This is a genomic window from Corallococcus sp. AB049A (assembly GCF_003668885.1).
In the GTDB taxonomy this organism is placed as follows: domain Bacteria; phylum Myxococcota; class Myxococcia; order Myxococcales; family Myxococcaceae; genus Corallococcus; species Corallococcus interemptor.
The window spans coordinates 33,354-50,510 of record NZ_RAWL01000011.1 but is presented as its reverse complement, the minus strand read 5'-3'; the positions used below and the strand labels follow the sequence as shown (position 1 = coordinate 50,510).

10 protein-coding genes are annotated in these 17,157 nt (G+C 67.1%); 7 read left to right on the top strand and 3 right to left on the bottom strand.

The genetic code is table 11. The features are described 5' to 3' along the window. The coding region (locus D7X55_RS02535) for an EamA family transporter (protein ID WP_147470008.1) at positions 1–393 on the top strand (393 nt) is incomplete at its 5' end. 7 nt (positions 394–400) lie between these two features. Here the strand turns inward: D7X55_RS02535 and D7X55_RS02530 are convergent. After that, entirely contained in the window at positions 401–2,188 is a 1,788-nt protein-coding gene (locus D7X55_RS02530; protein ID WP_158626301.1) for a DUF4157 domain-containing protein, read from the bottom strand. Between the two features lie 444 nt (positions 2,189–2,632). On the opposite strand from D7X55_RS02530, the gene D7X55_RS02525 reads away from it, so the two are divergent. The 6 genes from D7X55_RS02525 (at position 2,633) to D7X55_RS02500 (ending at position 7,568) form a co-directional block, all read left to right on the top strand. Then, a complete protein-coding gene (locus D7X55_RS02525) occupies positions 2,633–3,151 on the top strand; it encodes a hypothetical protein (RefSeq protein ID WP_233609495.1) in 519 nt (172 codons plus the stop codon). After that, positions 3,148–4,086, top strand: coding sequence for a type VI immunity family protein (locus tag D7X55_RS02520; protein WP_233609494.1), 939 nt, complete (start codon positions 3,148–3,150; stop codon positions 4,084–4,086). Before D7X55_RS02525 ends, D7X55_RS02520 begins: the two co-directional genes overlap by 4 nt. A 98-nt stretch (positions 4,087–4,184) precedes the next feature. Further along, on the top strand, positions 4,185–4,907 hold the full coding sequence (locus D7X55_RS02515) for a hypothetical protein (RefSeq protein WP_121722108.1): 723 nt from the start codon (positions 4,185–4,187) through the stop codon (positions 4,905–4,907). After that, on the top strand, positions 4,904–5,827 hold the full coding sequence (locus D7X55_RS02510) for a DUF3396 domain-containing protein (RefSeq protein ID WP_233609493.1): 924 nt from the start codon (positions 4,904–4,906) through the stop codon (positions 5,825–5,827). The genes D7X55_RS02515 and D7X55_RS02510 overlap by 4 nt, the downstream gene beginning before the upstream one ends. A 98-nt stretch (positions 5,828–5,925) precedes the next feature. Further along, positions 5,926–6,645: a hypothetical protein gene (locus tag D7X55_RS02505; protein ID WP_120547049.1), complete on the top strand. Its 720-nt coding sequence runs from the start codon at positions 5,926–5,928 to the stop codon at positions 6,643–6,645. Further along, positions 6,642–7,568: a type VI immunity family protein gene (locus D7X55_RS02500; protein WP_120547050.1), complete on the top strand. Its 927-nt coding sequence runs from the start codon at positions 6,642–6,644 to the stop codon at positions 7,566–7,568. The genes D7X55_RS02505 and D7X55_RS02500 overlap by 4 nt, the downstream gene beginning before the upstream one ends. Here the strand turns inward: D7X55_RS02500 and D7X55_RS02495 are convergent. Both D7X55_RS02495 and D7X55_RS02490 read right to left on the bottom strand, forming a co-directional pair. Then, complete coding sequence (locus tag D7X55_RS02495; RefSeq protein ID WP_120547051.1) at positions 7,565–9,538, bottom strand: ATP-binding protein; 1,974 nt, start codon at positions 9,536–9,538, stop codon at positions 7,565–7,567. The genes D7X55_RS02500 and D7X55_RS02495 overlap by 4 nt on opposite strands. 119 nt (positions 9,539–9,657) lie before the next feature. Beyond that, positions 9,658–17,076: a HAMP domain-containing protein gene (locus D7X55_RS02490; RefSeq protein WP_121722107.1), complete on the bottom strand. Its 7,419-nt coding sequence runs from the start codon at positions 17,074–17,076 to the stop codon at positions 9,658–9,660. Positions 17,077–17,157 lie beyond the last annotated feature (81 nt).

The window sequence follows — 17,157 nt, the reverse complement described above, 5'->3', positions numbered from 1 at the left end:
CCCATGGCGTGGGCCTTCGGGTCGGTGTGGAGCCGGAGGCTGCCGATGGCCGCGGGGTTGATGACGCCGGCGACGCAGATGTTGAGCGCGGGCGTGATGATGATGGGGGTGAGTTTCGGGTTGGGGGAGCGGATGGCGGACGTGGTGCCCGCGCGCGCGATGGCGTCGTTCGTGTATCTGGTGGTGTTCGGTTCGCTGGTGGCGTTCAGCGCGTACGGGTACCTGCTGAGGCACGCACGGCCGGCGCTCGCGACGAGCTACGCGTACGTGAACCCGGCGGTGGCGGTGCTCCTGGGCGTGGTGTTCGCGGGAGAGACGCTGGGCCCCCTGACCTGGGCGGCGATGGGCGCCATCCTGGTCGCGGTGATGCTGCTGGCGCGAGGAAGGCGTTGAGCCGGCTTTAGCGCCCGCAGCGGCCGAGCTTGGAGACGCACAACGTCAGGGCATTGGCGAAGCCGTGGGCGTAACAGCTCTCGTGCCAGGACTGGGCGATGAGCGGATCATTGACCTGGGTGGGCACGCGGGTCATCTGGAAGAAGCCTCGTTGCTCGCCGCCATGGAGCTGGGGACCATCGCGGTCCTCGTAGTTGCGGGCGTAGTTCTCGAAGGTGATGCGGTCCGCGCCGCTCTCCGCGACCACGCCGCCCCAGTGATACTCCCACACCGGTTCGCAGTAGACGGGCGGAGGGATGGGCGCTGCCGGGCGGGGAGCGACCTCGTCCCGCATCCGCATCCAGTTGCGGTGCTGAGCATCCTGATACCGCTCCATGGCGCCCACGGAGTAGGTCTGGAACGCGTCGCCCACGCGCGGGTTCGCATGGGAGTTGAGGCCCAGCCGGAAGAGCAGCTGCTCGTAGCGTGCGCCCAGCGTGGCCGCGTTGAGGTTGACGCCGTTGAGGGTCATGGCGGCGTTGGCGCGGACCCGGTTCACCAACCGGCCGTAGTTGCGGCCAATGGGGCCATAGAAGCCCGCGAGCGCCGCCATCTGGGCCGGAGGGGTGTTGGCGCCCACCAGCGCGTTCTGCAATCCCACCTGGTAGTCGTTGACCGCGCGCTGCCGGGCCGCGGCGGCGTTGGGGCCCTCGCCCTGTCCATGGAAGAGGAACGTGGTGATGAGCACCGCCAGCCGGAAGGGGATGTCGCCATGGGTCGGGTAGGCGTGGGCCCAGCCTCCGAGCTGCCAGCGCGGGAGGTTGAGGAAGAGCTGATTGCCGGACGGGTTGAGCCTCACGGTGCGCCGCGAGTCCTGCTGCTCCCCCATGACCTTGCCGGAGATTTCGTTGCAGTTCTGCGACACGGGGGGATCGAACAGCCCGTCCTCGGACATGGCCACCTGGAACAGCCGCTTGGGTCCCGGACCGCTCAGGAAGGGCAGGCAGCCTGGCTGCGCGGGGGGACCGACTTCGAGGTAGCGGGGCCCGGGGACCTTGGCGATCCGGTAGTTGGAGCCCGCGGAACGCAGCGCGCGGTTGCACCGGTCGATGGCGCGGTCGGTGGCGAAGAAGTGCCTGGCCTGCTCGTGGCGGGGATTGGTGTCCTCGACGGCGAGCTCGTTGTCATCCGAGAACCGGAGCGCGACCTGGTTGTGGGCGCGCACCATGACGTTCGCCGTGCCGGCATCGATGAGGAAGCTGTCGGGGTTCGTCTTCGGGTAGGGCTGGGGCCGCAGGCCGTCCCGCTGCGTCTCGAAGGTGGCGTTGTGGAGGTTGACGTGCTGGGCGCCGAACTGGGCGTTCGGGACGACGTGGTACGCCTGAAGCGCGGGAGTGGGCGAGGTCCCCCGGCCCGCGCCCGTCCAGCAGTCACGCGCACCCGACAGGGCCCGTGCCGCCAGGGCCTCGGCCTCTGCTTCGAGGGCTCCATCCACGAGCAGCCCGGCCCCACCGTTTCCGTGAGGGACGCGCCCCGCGCGCTGTTGCAGCACATGCACCAGTTCGTGCGCGAGGATCCGGCCGCCGCGAGCCAGGTCGTGTTCCAGGGTTCCCGGAGCGAAGAGGATCCGCTCGCCCCAGCACAGGGCCTGTGCTCCCAGCCTGGCGGCCAGGGGATGCTCGTGCAGGCGCACGGCGCTCAGGTCGGCCCCGAAGGCGCGCTCGAACCGGGCACGCAGCCGCGGTGGGAGTGCCTGTCCCCCAGCGCAGGCCTGCGCCAGGAGCGAGGGGGAGATCCAACCGTGCCGAGCGTCCAAGGTCCGTGCTCCCATGTATCAGGCGTGTCTCGTGAAGTGTCTTGTTACACCAGGGCGCACAGCACACGCGAGCGCGGCCACGGTCCTTGGAATCCAGGCGACTCCTTCAAGCATGGACATCGCCGGAGCTGGAGGAGGCAATAGAGTCCGGCGCGTGCGTCCCGTGACGAGTCTCTGGGTGGTGGGTGCGTTGCTCACGGCGTGTACCGGGGGTTCACGGCATTCCCGGCACGGAGACCTGGGGTTCGTGGATTCGGAGACGGCCGGCAAGGCACGGCACGCGGCCTACGTGGCGGAGCAGGCGTCCACGAGGGCCGCGACCCTGGCCATGGCCTCCCCGTTGGTCCGGGCCATTCCGCCGGCCGTGCTCGCGCTGATGCAACAGGACCACGACGCGATGAACTGGAGAAGCAGCTCACCGCCTGCGCGGTGCAAGCCGAGCAGGTGGGGAACGCACGCTACTTCCATGGCCGGCCTCCGACGCGGCAGGAGTGCGCCGAAGTGGTGGAGCAGGACCGCTGTGGCAACCCGGTCACCCGGGCCATGTTCCTGGGCAAGCAGAAGCATGTGCTCGCGCTGGCATGCGCGGAGCAGGTGCTGAAGAAGCTGTGGCCCGCGCCCTTCAGCATCGAGCAGCGCTACCGCTACTACCCCCATGCCCGGATGGTGGAGAGCATCAGCAAGGACAAGGAAGCGCGGCTCATCGCCGATGGCTGCACCGATGAACTCCGGGGCACCATCAAGCCGGACATCGTGCTCCACGAGGACCGCAGCCTCCTGCTGAAGTCCGTGCTCACGCTGGGCTTCAAGTTCCCGTGCCCGGACACAAACGGGCCCACCTGGGCGAGGTATGACACAGGCTCCTACGCCGGCAGGTCCCAGCGAACCGTCTACGAGGAAGCCCTGGGAGGGCAGGCCTTGCTCATTTCGCCTCGTACAGGCGTAAAGGAGGTGAAACCATGATCAGGGAATACCCTGTCATCCGCCTGTGGTCGAAAGGCTCGCCCCCGCTCCCCGCGGCTCGCGATGGCATTGGCCTCAGCTTCTTCATCCACCGCGATCACACGGAGATCGCGCCCGCTGTATGGCATGCGCTGCAGGCCTATCTTCGAGCCATTCCTCCGGGCTCGCTGGGTTGGTACGGCACGGATGACGGCGACATCCTGGAGCTTGATGACAAGGGCTGGGAGGTGGTTCGCCAACAGATGCTCGAGCGCCCCTGGGGATACAGCGGGAACGCGAGCCTGTCGGAGAGCCCCGGCGGAGGTGAAGTCTCCAGCGGCTACATCTTCGAGTACGAAGGCCATCCGCTTGATACGCCGTTCGGCAAGGCACCCATCAACTCGGTGTCATTCACGTTTCCCACGGACTACCTCTTGGGAAATGGTGCGGCCCATCTCCGCGCACTGACGCTGGAGCTCGCTCGCGAGCTTCCGTTCAACTTCGGATACGCCAGCTTCGCCATCACCTCGTCCCATGGCATGTCGGGCGCGGCGAAGTGGGACCACGTCGAGGACCTCCTCACTCGCTATCCGGGCCTGGACCTCCACCACGGCACCGGGTTCCACTCCATCCTCGGCGCCCGAGCCCTGGCCCCCGCCTGGCTCACGTTCTTGGGCCAGCCCCTGCTGGGACAGCTGGGCGGCATCGACGCGCTCCGGAACGTGCTTCCGTTCCCTGAAGCCTCCTTGCTCCCCATGGACGGTGACCGCGTGCTCGTTACACTGGACGACTGGCCGGACCCCATCGACACGCAGGAAAAGGCCATCCCTCCCCAGTACCGCGCGCTGGCCCGCCTGATGGAGCCCTTCCTCTTCAGGTACGAAGGCGAAGAGACAGAGCTCCCTCTCTACCAGCAGGACACGAACCGGTGGATCCGCCGGTTCCTCCAACCCTGATGGCAGTTCGACAGCGCATGAGTCTCTGGGTCGCCTGTGCCCTGCTGACGGCATGTGCCGGTGGCTCACGGCATTCCCGGCACGGAGAGCTGGGGTTCGTGGATTCAGAGACCGCCGGGAAGGCACGGTACGCGGCCTACGTGGCGGAGCAGGCATCCACGAGGGCCGCGACCCAGGCCATGGCCTCTCCACTGCTCAAGGCCATTCCTCCGGCCGTGCTCGCACTGATGCAGGAAGACCACCACGACGCGGATGAGCTCGAGAAGCAGCTCGCCGCGTGTGCCGTCCAGGCGGAGCACTTGGGGAACGCGCGCTATTTCCAGGACCGGCCTCCGACGCGGCAGGAGTGCGGCGAGGTGGTGGAGCAGGACCGCTGCGGCAATCCCGTGACCCGAGCCATGTTCCTGGGCAGGCAGAAGCACGTACTCGCCCTTCAGTGCGCGGAGCAGGTGCTGAAGAAGCTGTGGCCCGCGCCCTTCAGCATCGAGCAGCGCTACCGCTACTACCCGAACGCCCGGATGGTGGAGAGCATCAGCAAGGACAAGGAAGCGCGGCTCCTCGCCAATGGCTGCACCGATGAACTCCGGGGCACCATCAAGCCGGACATCGTGCTTCACAAGGACCGCAGCCTCCTGCTGAAGTCCGTGCTCACGCTGGACTTCAAGTTCCCGTGTCCGGATACCAATGAGCCACAATGGACCCGATATGGGAGGAGCAGTCCCTATGCCGACCAAACCCAGCGGGACATCTATGAACAAGCGTTGGGTGGACGAGCGTTCCTCATCTCCCCACCAAGAGGAATGAGGACATCAGGACAATGAACGAAGCTTTTCCCCTCATCCGGCTTCGCGACCGAGGCGGCTGGCTCGTGGGCCGCGATGGCGTTGTCGTCGCCCTCTTCATCCATCGTGACCATACAGAGGTCGCTCCCGCCATCTGGAGAGCCATCGAGACCTACCGCCGAGTCATCCCCGCTGGCGCACTGAATTGGTACACCTCCGATGACGGCGACATGGTGCCGCTCGACGATGCGGGTTGGGAGCACAACCGCCAGGAAGTGATTGACTGTCTTGGAGGCGGCGGAAGAACCGCTGAGCTGCGGGAGAGCCCCAGCGAAACAGGTGGCTACCAGGTTGAGTATTACGGGCGGCTGCTCAACAGCCCGTTCCACGACGCCCCTGTCACGGCATTGGCGTTCACGTTCCCCACGGAATACCTCCAGAGGCACGGTGCGGAGCACTTACGCACCCTCGCATTCGAGCTGGCTCGTGAGCTGCCCTTCAACTTCGGGTACGCCAGCCCCGCCATTGTGTCGACACAGGGGTCCTGGGCATCAGGCAATTGGAACAGCACCGAAGCGCTGCTCGCTCGCTATCCCGGCCTGGATGCGCCACATGTCACGAGGTTCAGTTCCATCCTCGGAACCCGAGCCCTGGGCCCCCACTGGCTCACGTTCTTGGGCCAGCCCCTGCTGGGCCAGCTGGGCGGCATCGACGCGCTCCGGAACGTGCTTCCGTTCCCTGAAGCCTCCTTGCTCCCCATGGACGGTGACCGCGTGCTCGTTACACTGGACGACTGGCCGGACCCCATCGACACGCAGGAAAAGGCCATCCCTCCCCAGTACCGCGCGCTGGCCCGCCTGATGGAGCCCTTCCTCTTCAGGTACGAAGGCGAAGAGAAAGAGCTCCCTCTCTACCAGCAGGACATGAACCGGTGGATCCGCCGGTTCCTCCAACCCTGATGGCAGTTCGACAGCGCATGAGTCTCTGGGTCGCCTGTGCCCTGCTGACGGCATGTGCCGGAGGGCCACGGCATTCCCGGCACGGAGAGCTGGGGTTCGTGGATTCAGAGACGGCCGGGAAGGCACGGTACGCGGCCTACGTGGCGGAGCAGGCGTCCGCGCGGGCAGCGACCCAGGCCATGGCCTCCCCGCTGGTTCGGGCCATCCCTCCGGCAGTGCTCGCGCTGATGCAGCAGGACCACGGCGCGGATGAGCTGGAAAAGCAGCTCACCGCGTGCGCGGTGCAAGCCGAGCAGGTGGGGAACGCACGCTTCTTCCAGGACCGGCCTCCGACGCGTCAGGAGTGCGCGGAGGTGGTGGAGCAGGACCGCTGCGGCAATCCCGTGACCCGGGCCATGTTCCTGGGCAAGCAGAAGCACGTGCTCGCTCTTCAATGCGCGGAGCAGGTACTGAAGAAGCTGTGGCCCGCGCCCTTCAGCATCGAGCAGCGCTACCGATACTACCCGCACGCCCGGATGGTGGAGAGCATCAGCCAGGAGAAGGAAGCGCGGCTCCTCGCCGATGGCTGCACAGACGAACTCCGGGGCACCATCAAGCCGGACATCGTGCTTCACGAGAACCGCAGCCAGTTGCTGAAGTCCGTGCTCACGCTGGACTTCAAGTTCCCGTGCCCCGACAGCAACCTGCCACAGTGGACACAGTACGGCCGGGGCAGCCCCTACGAAGACATGTCTCAGAGAACCCTTTATCAGAACGCATTGGGGGGACAGGCACTGCTCATTTCGCCCCGGTATGGATTGCGAGAGGTGAAGCCATGACGAAGGAGTACCCAGTCATCCGCCTGTGGTCGAAAGGCAGCCCTCCCGTCCCCACGGCCCGCGATGGCGTCGTCCTCCACTTCTTCATTCAGCGTGAGCACAAGGAGGTCGCGCTGGCGGCATGGCGTGCATTGCAGCACTACCGTCAGGTCATTCCCCCGGGCTCGCTGGGTTGGTACGGAGCGGACGATGGCGACATCCTGGAGCTCGACGACAGGGGCTGGGAGATCGCTCGCCAGCAGATGATCGAGCGTCCCTCGGGCTACAGCGGACGTGCACTGCTGATGGAAAGCCCAGGGGGAGGTGATGTCTCCAGCGGCTACACCTTCGAATACGCAGGCTGGTCCAGCAACAATCCTTTCGGCAACGCTCCCTTCGGCTCGGCGTCATTCACGTTTCCCACCGAATACCTCCAGGAGAACGGAGCAGCCTCGTTTCGTGCCCTGGCGCTGGAGCTGGCTCAAGAGCTGCCGTTCAGCTTCGGCTACGCCAGCTTCGCCATCATTTCTCCGGCAGGCCTCTGGAGCTCCGCAAGGGTAGATCTTATCGAAGCGCTCCTCGCGCGCTTCCCAGGTCTGGACCTTCACAACATCGAGGACTTCGGCACCATCCTTGGAACCCGAGCCCTGGGCCCCTACTGGCTCACGTTCCTCGGTCAGCCCCTGCTGGGACAACTCGGCGGCATTGAAGCGCTCCGCAACGCGCTCCCCTTCCCCGAGGTCTCCCTGCTTCCCATGGACGGAGACCGCGTGCTCGTCACGCTGGACGAATGGCCAGACCCCATCGACACGCAGGAAAAGGCCATCCCTCCCCAGTACCGCGCGCTGGCCCGCCTGATGGAGCCCTTCCTCTTCCAGCACGAAGCGGAGGGACTGTCCCTCCATGAGAGCGACACGAACCGGTGGATCCGCCGGTTCCTCTAGCTCGGCGTGCGCGAGGACTCCGTCGGCGTCGCCGCCTGGGCCTCCGTGCGCCGGGGCAGCCAGACGTTGAAGGTGGAGCCCTGACCCACCTTCCCCGTGGACTCCGCCCAGATGCGGCCGCCGTGCTGCTCCACGATGCCCTGGCTGATGGTGAGCCCCAGCCCCAGGCCTCCGTACTTGCTGCCGTGCGCGCGGCCGAAGCGCTCGAAGATGAGCCGCTGCTTCTCGCTGGGGATGCCCACGCCCTGGTCCTTCACGGACAGGTGCACGCCGCTGTCGCCCTCGGCCGCCAGGCGCACCAGCACCTGGCCACCCTCCGGCGAATAGCGGATGGCGTTGGACAACAGGTTCGTCAGCACCTGGTCCAACCGCCCCCGGTCCCACGTGCCTTCCAGGTGCTCGGGGACCTCCACCTTCAGCTCGTGCGTCTGCGACAGCACCGCCATGCGGTCCCGCGTCTCCAGCACCAGCTGCGACAAATCAAACGGCTCCAGCTCCAGGGACAGGCGGCCCGCCTGCAGCCGGCTGATGTCCAGCAGGTCCTCCACCAGCTTCGCCATGCGGTCGATCTGCCGGTTGATGATCTGCAGCGACTTGCCCGGGCCGGCCTCCGTCTGCCCGCCCAGCTTCAGGAGCGCCAGGTGCGCGTGGCCCTTCGCCGCGGCCAGCGGCGTGCGCAACTCGTGGCTCGCGGCGGCGAGGAACGCGTCCTTCGCCTCGCTCGCCAGCCGCAGCGCCGTCTCCGCGCGCTGGCGCTCGGTGATGTCGCGCGCCACGGAGATGAAGCGGCCGGGGCCCTCCTTTTCCGCCACGTACTGGAGCACCACCTCCACCGGCACCTCCGTGCCGTCGCGGCGGCGGTGGTTGGTGGAGTACGTCTGCGACGGCAGCGTGCCGGACATCAGCGGCGCCAGCAGCTTGCGGAAGCCCGTCTCGTCGAAGGCGCCCTCCACCTCCAGCACCGACAGGCCGACCAGCTCCTCCACGGAGGAGGACAGCTGCTTGGCCGCGCCCGCGTTCGCGTACGCGAGCGTGAGCGTGTCCGGGGTGAACATCAGGACGCAGTCCAGCGTGGCGTCCAGCGTCGTCTTGAAGCGGGCCAGCGCCTCCTCCGCGCGCCGCTTGTCGTCGATGTCCGTGGCGATGGCCAGCCAGCCCACCAGCGCCCCGTGCTCGTCGTGCTCGGGCACCGCGCGCGCCAGGTGCCAGCGGTAGACGCCGTCCTTGCGCCGCAGCCGGAACTCCTGCGTGCTGCCATGCACCTGCTCCAGCCCGTCGCTCCACACCACGCGCATGCGCTCGCGGTCCGCCGGGTGCACGTCCTGGAGGAAGGAGGAGAGCGACAGCTCATACCCCTCCTGGTGGCCGGTGTACTCCCGCCAGGCCCGGTTGGCGTACGTCAGCGCTCCGTCCGCGCGGGCCGCCCACATGGGCTCCGGCAGGGCCTCCGTGAGCCGGCGGTAGCGCAGCGCGCTCTGGCGCTCCAGGGCCTCTCGGTCGCGCTGGCGCAGGAGGGCCGCCTGGCGCTGGAGCTGCTGCTCCTTGAGGAACAGGTCCACGAAGACGCTGACCTTCGAGCGGAGGATTTCCGGGTCGAAGGGCTTGAGCAGGTAGTCCACCGCGCCGTGCGCGTAGCCCTTGAAGACATGCGCCGCGTCACGGCTGAGCGCGGTGAGGAAGATGATGGGGATGGTGCGCGTGCGCTCGCGCTGCTTGATGAGCGCCGCCGTCTGGAACCCGTCCAGCCCCGGCATCTGCACGTCCATCAGGATGACCGCGAAGTCGCGCTGCAACAGCTGCTTGAGCGCCTCCTCGCCGCTGGTGGCCTTCACCAGGTCCTGGCCCAGGGGCTCGAGGATGGCCTCCAGCGCCAGGAGGTTGGCCGGATGGTCGTCCACCATCAGGATGGCCGCGCGCGGCGACGCGGCGGCTTCCTGGGGACGTTCCGGAGTGTGCTCAGTGGAGTTCATGTGCGCAGTGGGGGAGCGCGTGGGTCAGGGGACCCGAGACACGGCGAACAAGGCTAGGTCCGCCCCCTTCCAGACGGAAGTGCAAAGGGGGCGGGAGGGTGGATCGCCCTCGTTGAGTATCAAGCACTCACCCAGAGCCGGACCAGTTCCAACAGCTTGTCGGTGTCCACCGGCTTGGGCAGGTAGTCACTCGCGCCGGCGGCCATGCACTTCTCCCGGTCGTCCTTCAGCGCCTTCGCGGTGACGGCGATGATGGGCAGGCTGGCGTACTTGGGGTCCTTGCGGATGGCACGCATGGTCTCATAGCCATCCATCTCCGGCATCATCACGTCCATCAACACGACGTCCACGTCGGGGTGCTGGCCGAGCATTTCAATGGCGGCCCGCCCGTTCTCCGCGAAGACGACCTGCATGCTGTGATTTTCCAGCACGCTGGTGAGCGCGAAGATGTTTCGCATGTCGTCATCCACCAGCAGCACCTTCTTGCCGGCCAGCGGTGCGTCCTGGTCGTTGCGCTGCGCCAGGGCCGCCCGTGCGCGCGCCGGGAGGTTCTCATCCAGGCGGTGCAGGAAGAGCGCCGTGTCGCTGAGCAGCTGGTCCGGGCTCTTCGCGCCGCTCTTCAGGATGACGCTGCCGGTGTAGCGCCGCAGGCGGGACTCGTCCTTGGGCGTCAATTCACGGCCGGTGTAGACGACGATGGGCAGGTCGCGGAAGCGCTGCTGCGTCTTCACCTCCTCCACCAGCTTGATGCCGTCCATGTCGGGCAACAGCAGGTCGATGACGAGGCAGTCGTACTCGTTCTCCTCCAGCTTCTGGAGGGCCTCCTGGCCGGACGCCACCGCGGTGACGACGACGTCGCCGCCATCGCTGAGCAGCTGGGTGAGGCTGCTGCGCTGCACGTCGTCGTCTTCAATGACGAGCAGGCGGCGCTCGCGGCGCTCCAGGAAGCGCGACAGCTGGCCGAAGACGCGCTCCAGGCCCTCCTTGCTCACGGGCTTGGTCAGGTAGCCGAACGCGCCCTGGGTGTTGCCCAGGTGCTTGTCCATCACGCTGATGATGTGGACGGGGATGTGGCGCGTGCGCGGGTTGCGCTTGAGGCGGTCCAGCACGCTCCAGCCGTCCACCACGGGCAGCTGGATGTCCAGGGTGATGGCGTCCGGCTGGTACTCGTGCGCCATGGACAGGCCGCTGTCCCCGCGCGTGGCGACCAGGGCCTTGAAGCCCTTCTCGCGCGCCATCTGGACCATGATGCGGGCGAACTTCAGGTCGTCCTCGATGATGAGCAGGGTGCGGTCACCGTCGCGGATGAGGTCGCGGTCGTCCTCCACCACGACGGGCGTGTGCGCCCCCTCCACCTGCGGGGGCAGCGCGGCGTCCAGCACGTGGGCCTGCGGCTCCAGGATGGCGGGAGGCGGGGCCAGCGGCGGCGGCGTGGCGGTGCTGGAGACGGGCGAGGTGATGAGCGGCTCCGGCAGGGCCCCCAGCGCGCGGCTGGAGGTCTCCGAGCCCTGGGACACATCGTCATCCGCGCCCTGGTACTCCGGCGGCAGGTAGAGGGTGAACGTGCTGCCCTTGCCCGGCTCGCTCTCCAGGCGGATTTCGCCGCCCAGCAGCTTGGCGATTTCGCGGCTGATGGACAGGCCCAGGCCGGTGCCGCCGTACTTGCGCGCGGTGGAGCCGTCCGCCTGCTGGAACGCCTCGAAGATGATGCGCTGCTTGTCCTTGGCGATGCCGATGCCGGTGTCCTTCACCGCGAAGGCCAGCACGTTGCGCGAGCGGCGCAGCGTCTCGTGGTCGAAGCGGATGCCCTTGTCCGCCTGGCGCACGGTGAGCTTCACGCCGCCCTCGTCCGTGAACTTGAAGGCGTTGGAGAGCAGGTTCTTGAGCACCTGCTGCAGCCGCTGCGGGTCCGTGCGCACGTGGCGCGGCGTGCCCGGGAGCACCTCCACCTGGAAGGTGAGGCCCTTCTGGTCCGCCACCGGACGGAAGCTGCGCTCGATGAACTGGTTGAGCTCCGTGAGGACGATGTCCCGGGGCTCCACCTGCATCTTGCCCGCCTCCACCTTGGACAGGTCGAGGATTTCATTGATGAGGCTGAGCAGGTCCCCGCCGGACGCGTAGATGGTGTTGGCGTACTCCACCTGCTTGGTGGAGAGGTTGCCGTCCTTGTTGTCCGACAGGAGCTTCGCGAGGATGAGCAGCGAGTTGAGCGGCGTGCGCAGCTCGTGGCTCATGTTGGCCAGGAACTCGCTCTTGTACTTGGAGATGATGGTGAGCTGCTCCGCCTTCTCCTCCAGGCTGACGCGCGCCAGCTCCACCTCGCGGTTCTTCTCCTCCACGCGGGTGTTCTGGTCCGCCAGCTCCTTCGCCTTGTCCTCCAGCTCGATGTTGGTGCGCTTGAGCTCGTCCTGCTGCTGGGTCAGCTCGCGCGACTGGCTCTGGAGCTCCTGGGTCAGGCGCTGCGACTCGGAGAGCAGCGTCTCCGTGCGCATGTTCGCCATGATCATGTTGAGCACCACGCCGATGCTCTCCGTCAGCTGATCCAGGAAGATTTGATGGATGGCGCTGAACGGGTGGAACGAGGCCAGCTCGATGACGGCCTTCACCTCGCCCTCGAAGAGGACGGGCAAGACGATGATGTTGAGCGGCGCGGACTCACCCAGCCCGGAGGAGATGGTGATGTAGTCCGACGGCACGCGCGTCAGCAGGATGGTCTTCTTCTCCAGCGCGCACTGCCCCACCAGTCCCTCGCCCAGGCGGAAGCGGTTCGCCAGGTGCTTGCGCTCCCGGTACGCGTAGGTGCTGGTGAGCTTGAGGGACGGCATGCCGCCCTCGGGGTCACTGAGGAAGAAGGCGCCGTGGTGCGCGGACACCAGCGGGGTCAGCTCGCTCATGATGAGGCGGCTGACGGCGTCCAGGGACTTCTGGCCCTGCATCATGCCGCTGAACTTCGCCAGGTTCGTCTTGAGCCAGTCCTGCTCCTGGTTCTTCTGCGTGGTCTCACGCAGGTTGACGATCATCTGGTTGATGTTGTCCTTCAGCGCCGCGACCTCGCCTTCGGCGACGACCGTGATGCTGCGGGTCAGGTCGCCCTTGGTCACGGCGGTGGCCACGTCGGAGATGGCGCGCAGCTGGCTGGTGAGCGTACCGGCCAGCTGGTTCACGTTGTCCGTCAGCTGCCGCCACGTGCCGCGCGCGCCGGGCACGCGGGCCTGGCCGCCCAGCTTTCCTTCGATACCCACCTCGCGGGCCACCGTGGAGACCTGCTCCGCGAAGGTGCCCAGCGTGTCGGTCATGTTGTTGATGGTGTCCGCGAGCGCCGCCACTTCGCCCTTCGCGTCCACGATGAGCTTCTGGGTCAGGTCGCCGTTGGCCACCGCCGTCACCACGCGCACGATGCCGCGCACCTGGGTGGTGAGGTTGGAGGCCATGAAGTTCACGTTGTCCGTGAGGTCCTTCCACGTGCCGGCCACACCGGGCACGCGGGCCTGGCCGCCCAGCTTCCCTTCCACGCCCACCTCGCGGGCCACCGTGGAGACCTGCTCCGCGAAGATGCCCAGCGTGTCGGTCATGTTGTTGATGGTCTCCGCCAGGGCGGCCACTTCGCCCTTCGCGTCCACCACCAGCTTCTGCTTGAGGTCGCCGTTGGCGACCGCGGTCACCACCTTCACGATGCCGCGCACCTGCGTCGTGAGGTTGCGGGCCATGAAGTTCACGTTGTCCGTGAGGTCCTTCCACGTGCCGGACACGCCCTTCACCTCCGCCTGACCGCCCAGCTTGCCCTCCGCGCCCACTTCACGGGCCACGCGGGTCACTTCGGAGGCGAAGCTGTTCAGCTGGTCCACCATCGTGTTGATGGTGTTCTTCAGCTCCAGGATTTCGCCCTTCGCGTCGACGGTGATCTTCTTGGACAGGTCACCGTTCGCGACGGCCGTCGTCACCAGCGCGATGTTGCGCACCTGGCTGGTGAGGTTGGACGCCATGCTGTTCACGTTGTCCGTGAGGTCCTTCCACGTGCCGGCGACGCCGGGCACCGCGGCCTGCCCCCCCAGCTTGCCGTCCGTACCCACTTCCTTCGCGACGCGGGTCACTTCGGAGGCGAACGCGCGGAGCTGGTCCACCATCGTGTTGATGGTGCTCTTGAGCTCCAGGATTTCGCCCTTCGCCTCCACGGAGATCTTCTGCGACAGGTCGCCGTAGGCCACCGCCGTGGTCACCTTGGCGATGTTGCGCACCTGGTCCGTGAGGTTCGCGGCCAGGACGTTCACGTTGTCCGTGAGGTCCTTCCACACGCCCGCGACGCCGGGCACCGCGGCCTGGCCGCCCAGCTTGCCCTCCGTACCCACTTCCTTACCGACGCGGGTGACTTCCGAAGCGAAGGCGCGCAGCTGGTCCACCATCGTGTTGATGGTGTTCTTCAGCTCCAGCACCTCGCCCTTCACGCTCACGGTGATCTTCTGGGACAGGTCGCCGTTCGCGACGGCCGTCGTGACCTTGGCGATGTTGCGCACCTGGTCCGTGAGGTTGCCGGCGAGGACGTTCACGTTGTCCGTGAGGTCCTTCCACACGCCGGACACGCCCTTCACGTCGGCCTGACCGCCCAGCTTGCCTTCCGTACCCACTTCCTTCGCGACGCGCGTCACTTCCGCGGCGAACGCGCGGAGCTGGTCCACCATCGTGTTGATGGTGCTCTTCAGCTCGAGGACTTCGCCCTTCGCGTCGACGGTGATCTTCTTGGACAGGTCGCCGTTCGCGACCGCCGTCGTGACCTCCGCGATGTTTCGCACCTGGGCCGTGAGGTTGTTGGCCAGGAGGTTCACGTTGTTCGTGAGGTCCTTCCACGTGCCGGCCACTCCAGGCACTTCCGCCTGGGCGCCCAGCTTGCCCTCCACGCCCACCGTGCGCGCGACGTCCGTCACCTGCTGCGCGAAGACGGACAGCGTCTGGGTCATCGCGTTGATGGTGTCCGCGAGCGCGGCGATCTCGCCCTTGGCCTCCATCACCAGCTTCTGGGACAGGTCGCCGTCGGCCACCGCCGTCACCACCTTGACGATGCCGCGCACCTGGGTGGTGAGGTTGAAGGCCATGCTGTTCACGTTGTCCGTGAGGTCCTTCCACACGCCGGACACGCCCTTCACGTCGGCCTGACCGCCCAGCTTGCCGTCCGTGCCCACTTCCTTCGCGACGCGCGTCACTTCCGCGGCGAACGCGCGGAGCTGGTCCACCATCGTGTTGATGGTGCTCTTGAGCTCCAGGACTTCGCCCTTCGCGTCGACGGTGATCTTGCGGGACAGGTCGCCCTTCGCGACCGCCGTCGTCACCTCGGCGATGTTACGGACCTGGTCCGTCAGGTTGTTCGCCAGGAGGTTCACGTTGTTCGTGAGGTCCTTCCAGGTGCCCGCGACGCCCGGCACCACGGCCTGGGCGCCCAGCTTGCCCTCCACGCCCACCGTGCGCGCGACGTCCGTCACCTGCTGCGCGAAGATGGAGAGCGTCTGGGTCATCGCGTTGATGGTGTCCGCGAGCTCCGCGACCTCGCCCTTGGCCTCCATCTTCAGGCGCTGGGTGAGGTCGCCGTTCGCGACCGCCGTCACCACCTTGGCGATGCCTCGCACCTGCGTCGTGAGGTTGGACGCCATGAAGTTCACGTTGTCCGTGAGGTCCTTCCACGTGCCGGACACGCCCTTCACTTCCGCCTGACCGCCCAGCTTGCCGTGCGTGCCCACCTCGCGGGCCACACGGGTCACTTCCGAGGCGAAGCTGTTGAGCTGGTCCACCATCGTGTTGATGGTGTTCTTCAGCTCCAGGATTTCGCCGCGAGCGTCGACGGTGATCTTCTTGGACAGGTCACCGGTGGCCACCGCCGTCGTCACCAGGGCGATGTTGCGCACCTGGGTGGTGAGGTTGGAGGCCATGCTGTTCACGTTGTCCGTGAGGTCCTTCCACGTGCCGCCGACCCCCGGCACCGCGGCCTGACCGCCCAGCTTGCCGTCCGTACCCACTTCCTTCGCGACGCGGGTCACTTCCGCTGCGAAGGCGCGGAGCTGGTCCACCATCGTGTTGATGGTGCTCTTGAGCTCCAGGACCTCACCCTTCACGTCCACGGTGATCTTGCGGGACAGGTCACCGTTCGCGACCGCGGTGGAGACCTCCGCGATGTTGCGCACCTGGCTGGTGAGGTTGGACGCCATCAGGTTCACGTTGTCCGTGAGGTCCTTCCACGTCCCCGCGGCGCCGGGCACCTGGGCCTGGGCGCCCAGCTTGCCCTCCACGCCCACCGTGCGCGCGACGCTGGTCACCTGCTGCGCGAACACGTTGAGCGTGTCCGTCATGTTGTTCAGCGTGGCGCCCAGCGCGGCGATTTCACCCTGCGACGGCACCATCAGCTTCTGGGTGAGGTCGCCGTTGGCGACCGCCGTCACCACCTTCACGATGCCGCGCACCTGCGTCGTGAGGTTGGACGCCATGAAGTTCACGTTGTCCGTGAGGTCCTTCCACGTGCCGGACACGCCGGACACCGCGGCCTGACCGCCCAGCTTTCCTTCCGTACCCACTTCGCGCGCGACGCGGGTCACTTCGGAGGCGAAGCTGTTGAGCTGATCCACCATCGTGTTGATGGTGCTCTTGAGCTCCAGAACCTCGCCCTTCACGTCCACGGTGATCTTGCGGGACAGGTCGCCGCGGGCCACCGCCGTCGTGACCTCCGCGATGTTACGCACCTGCGCGGTGAGGTTGCCGGCGAGGACGTTCACGTTGTCCGTGAGGTCCTTCCACACGCCGGACACGCCCTTCACGTCGGCCTGGCCGCCCAGCTTTCCTTCGGTGCCCACCTCCTTCGCGACGCGCGTCACTTCCGCGGCGAAGCTGTTGAGCTGATCCACCATCGCGTTCACGGTGGTGCCGATGCGGAGGAACTCGCCCTTCACGGGCTGGCCGTCGATTTCGAGGGCCATCTTCTGGGTGAGGTCGCCTTCGGCCACCGCCACCAGCACGCGCGCGACTTCCGTGGTGGGCTGCACCAGGTCGCCGATGAGGGCGTTGATGGACTGGACGCTGGTGGCCCAGTCGCCGCGCACGTCGCCCAGGCCCACGCGCTCGCCCATGCGGCCCTCGCGGCCGACGACGCGCTCCACGCGGACGATTTCGTGGGTGAGCGTGGAGTTGAGCGTCACCACCGCGTTGAACGCGCGGGCGATCTCATCCATGACCACGTCCTGCGCGCCCGAGGGCAGCCGCACGGAGAAGTCACCGCCCTGCACGGCCCGGAGCGCCGCCAGCAGCTGCTGGAGCGGAGGAGGACCGCCGGGGCGCAGGTCGTCCGAGGAGGAGCGGCTGTTGCCGTTGCGGCCACGAGCAGGAGTTCGGCGGGCGGGTTCGGCGCGCGTCGCCTCCACGTCGCTCAGCCGGTTGGCCGCGACATTGCCCTGCGACCGGGTGGCTGGAAGGCCAGCGTCCTGGCCTGCGGCGGCCCCGGCCGTCTTTCGGCCATTGGCGCGCTTGCGGGGAGCGGAGGAGCTGGAAGCCTTGGTGTCGTCCACGAGTGAAACCCCTGATCGGCGAAAGCGTTGCGACCGGTACTGCGAAACCGGCCCGCGATCCCAGGAACGTCCAATGAGTTC

Coding starts and splice junctions, on each gene's coding strand:
- D7X55_RS02520 (WP_233609494.1), top strand. CDS start 3,148: ATGATCAGGGAATACCCTGTCATCCGCCTGTGGTCGAAAGGCTCGCCC.
- D7X55_RS02510 (WP_233609493.1), top strand. CDS start 4,904: ATGAACGAAGCTTTTCCCCTCATCCGGCTTCGCGACCGAGGCGGCTGG.
- D7X55_RS02500 (WP_120547050.1), top strand. CDS start 6,642: ATGACGAAGGAGTACCCAGTCATCCGCCTGTGGTCGAAAGGCAGCCCT.
- D7X55_RS02495 (WP_120547051.1), bottom strand. CDS start 9,538: ATGAACTCCACTGAGCACACTCCGGAACGTCCCCAGGAAGCCGCCGCG.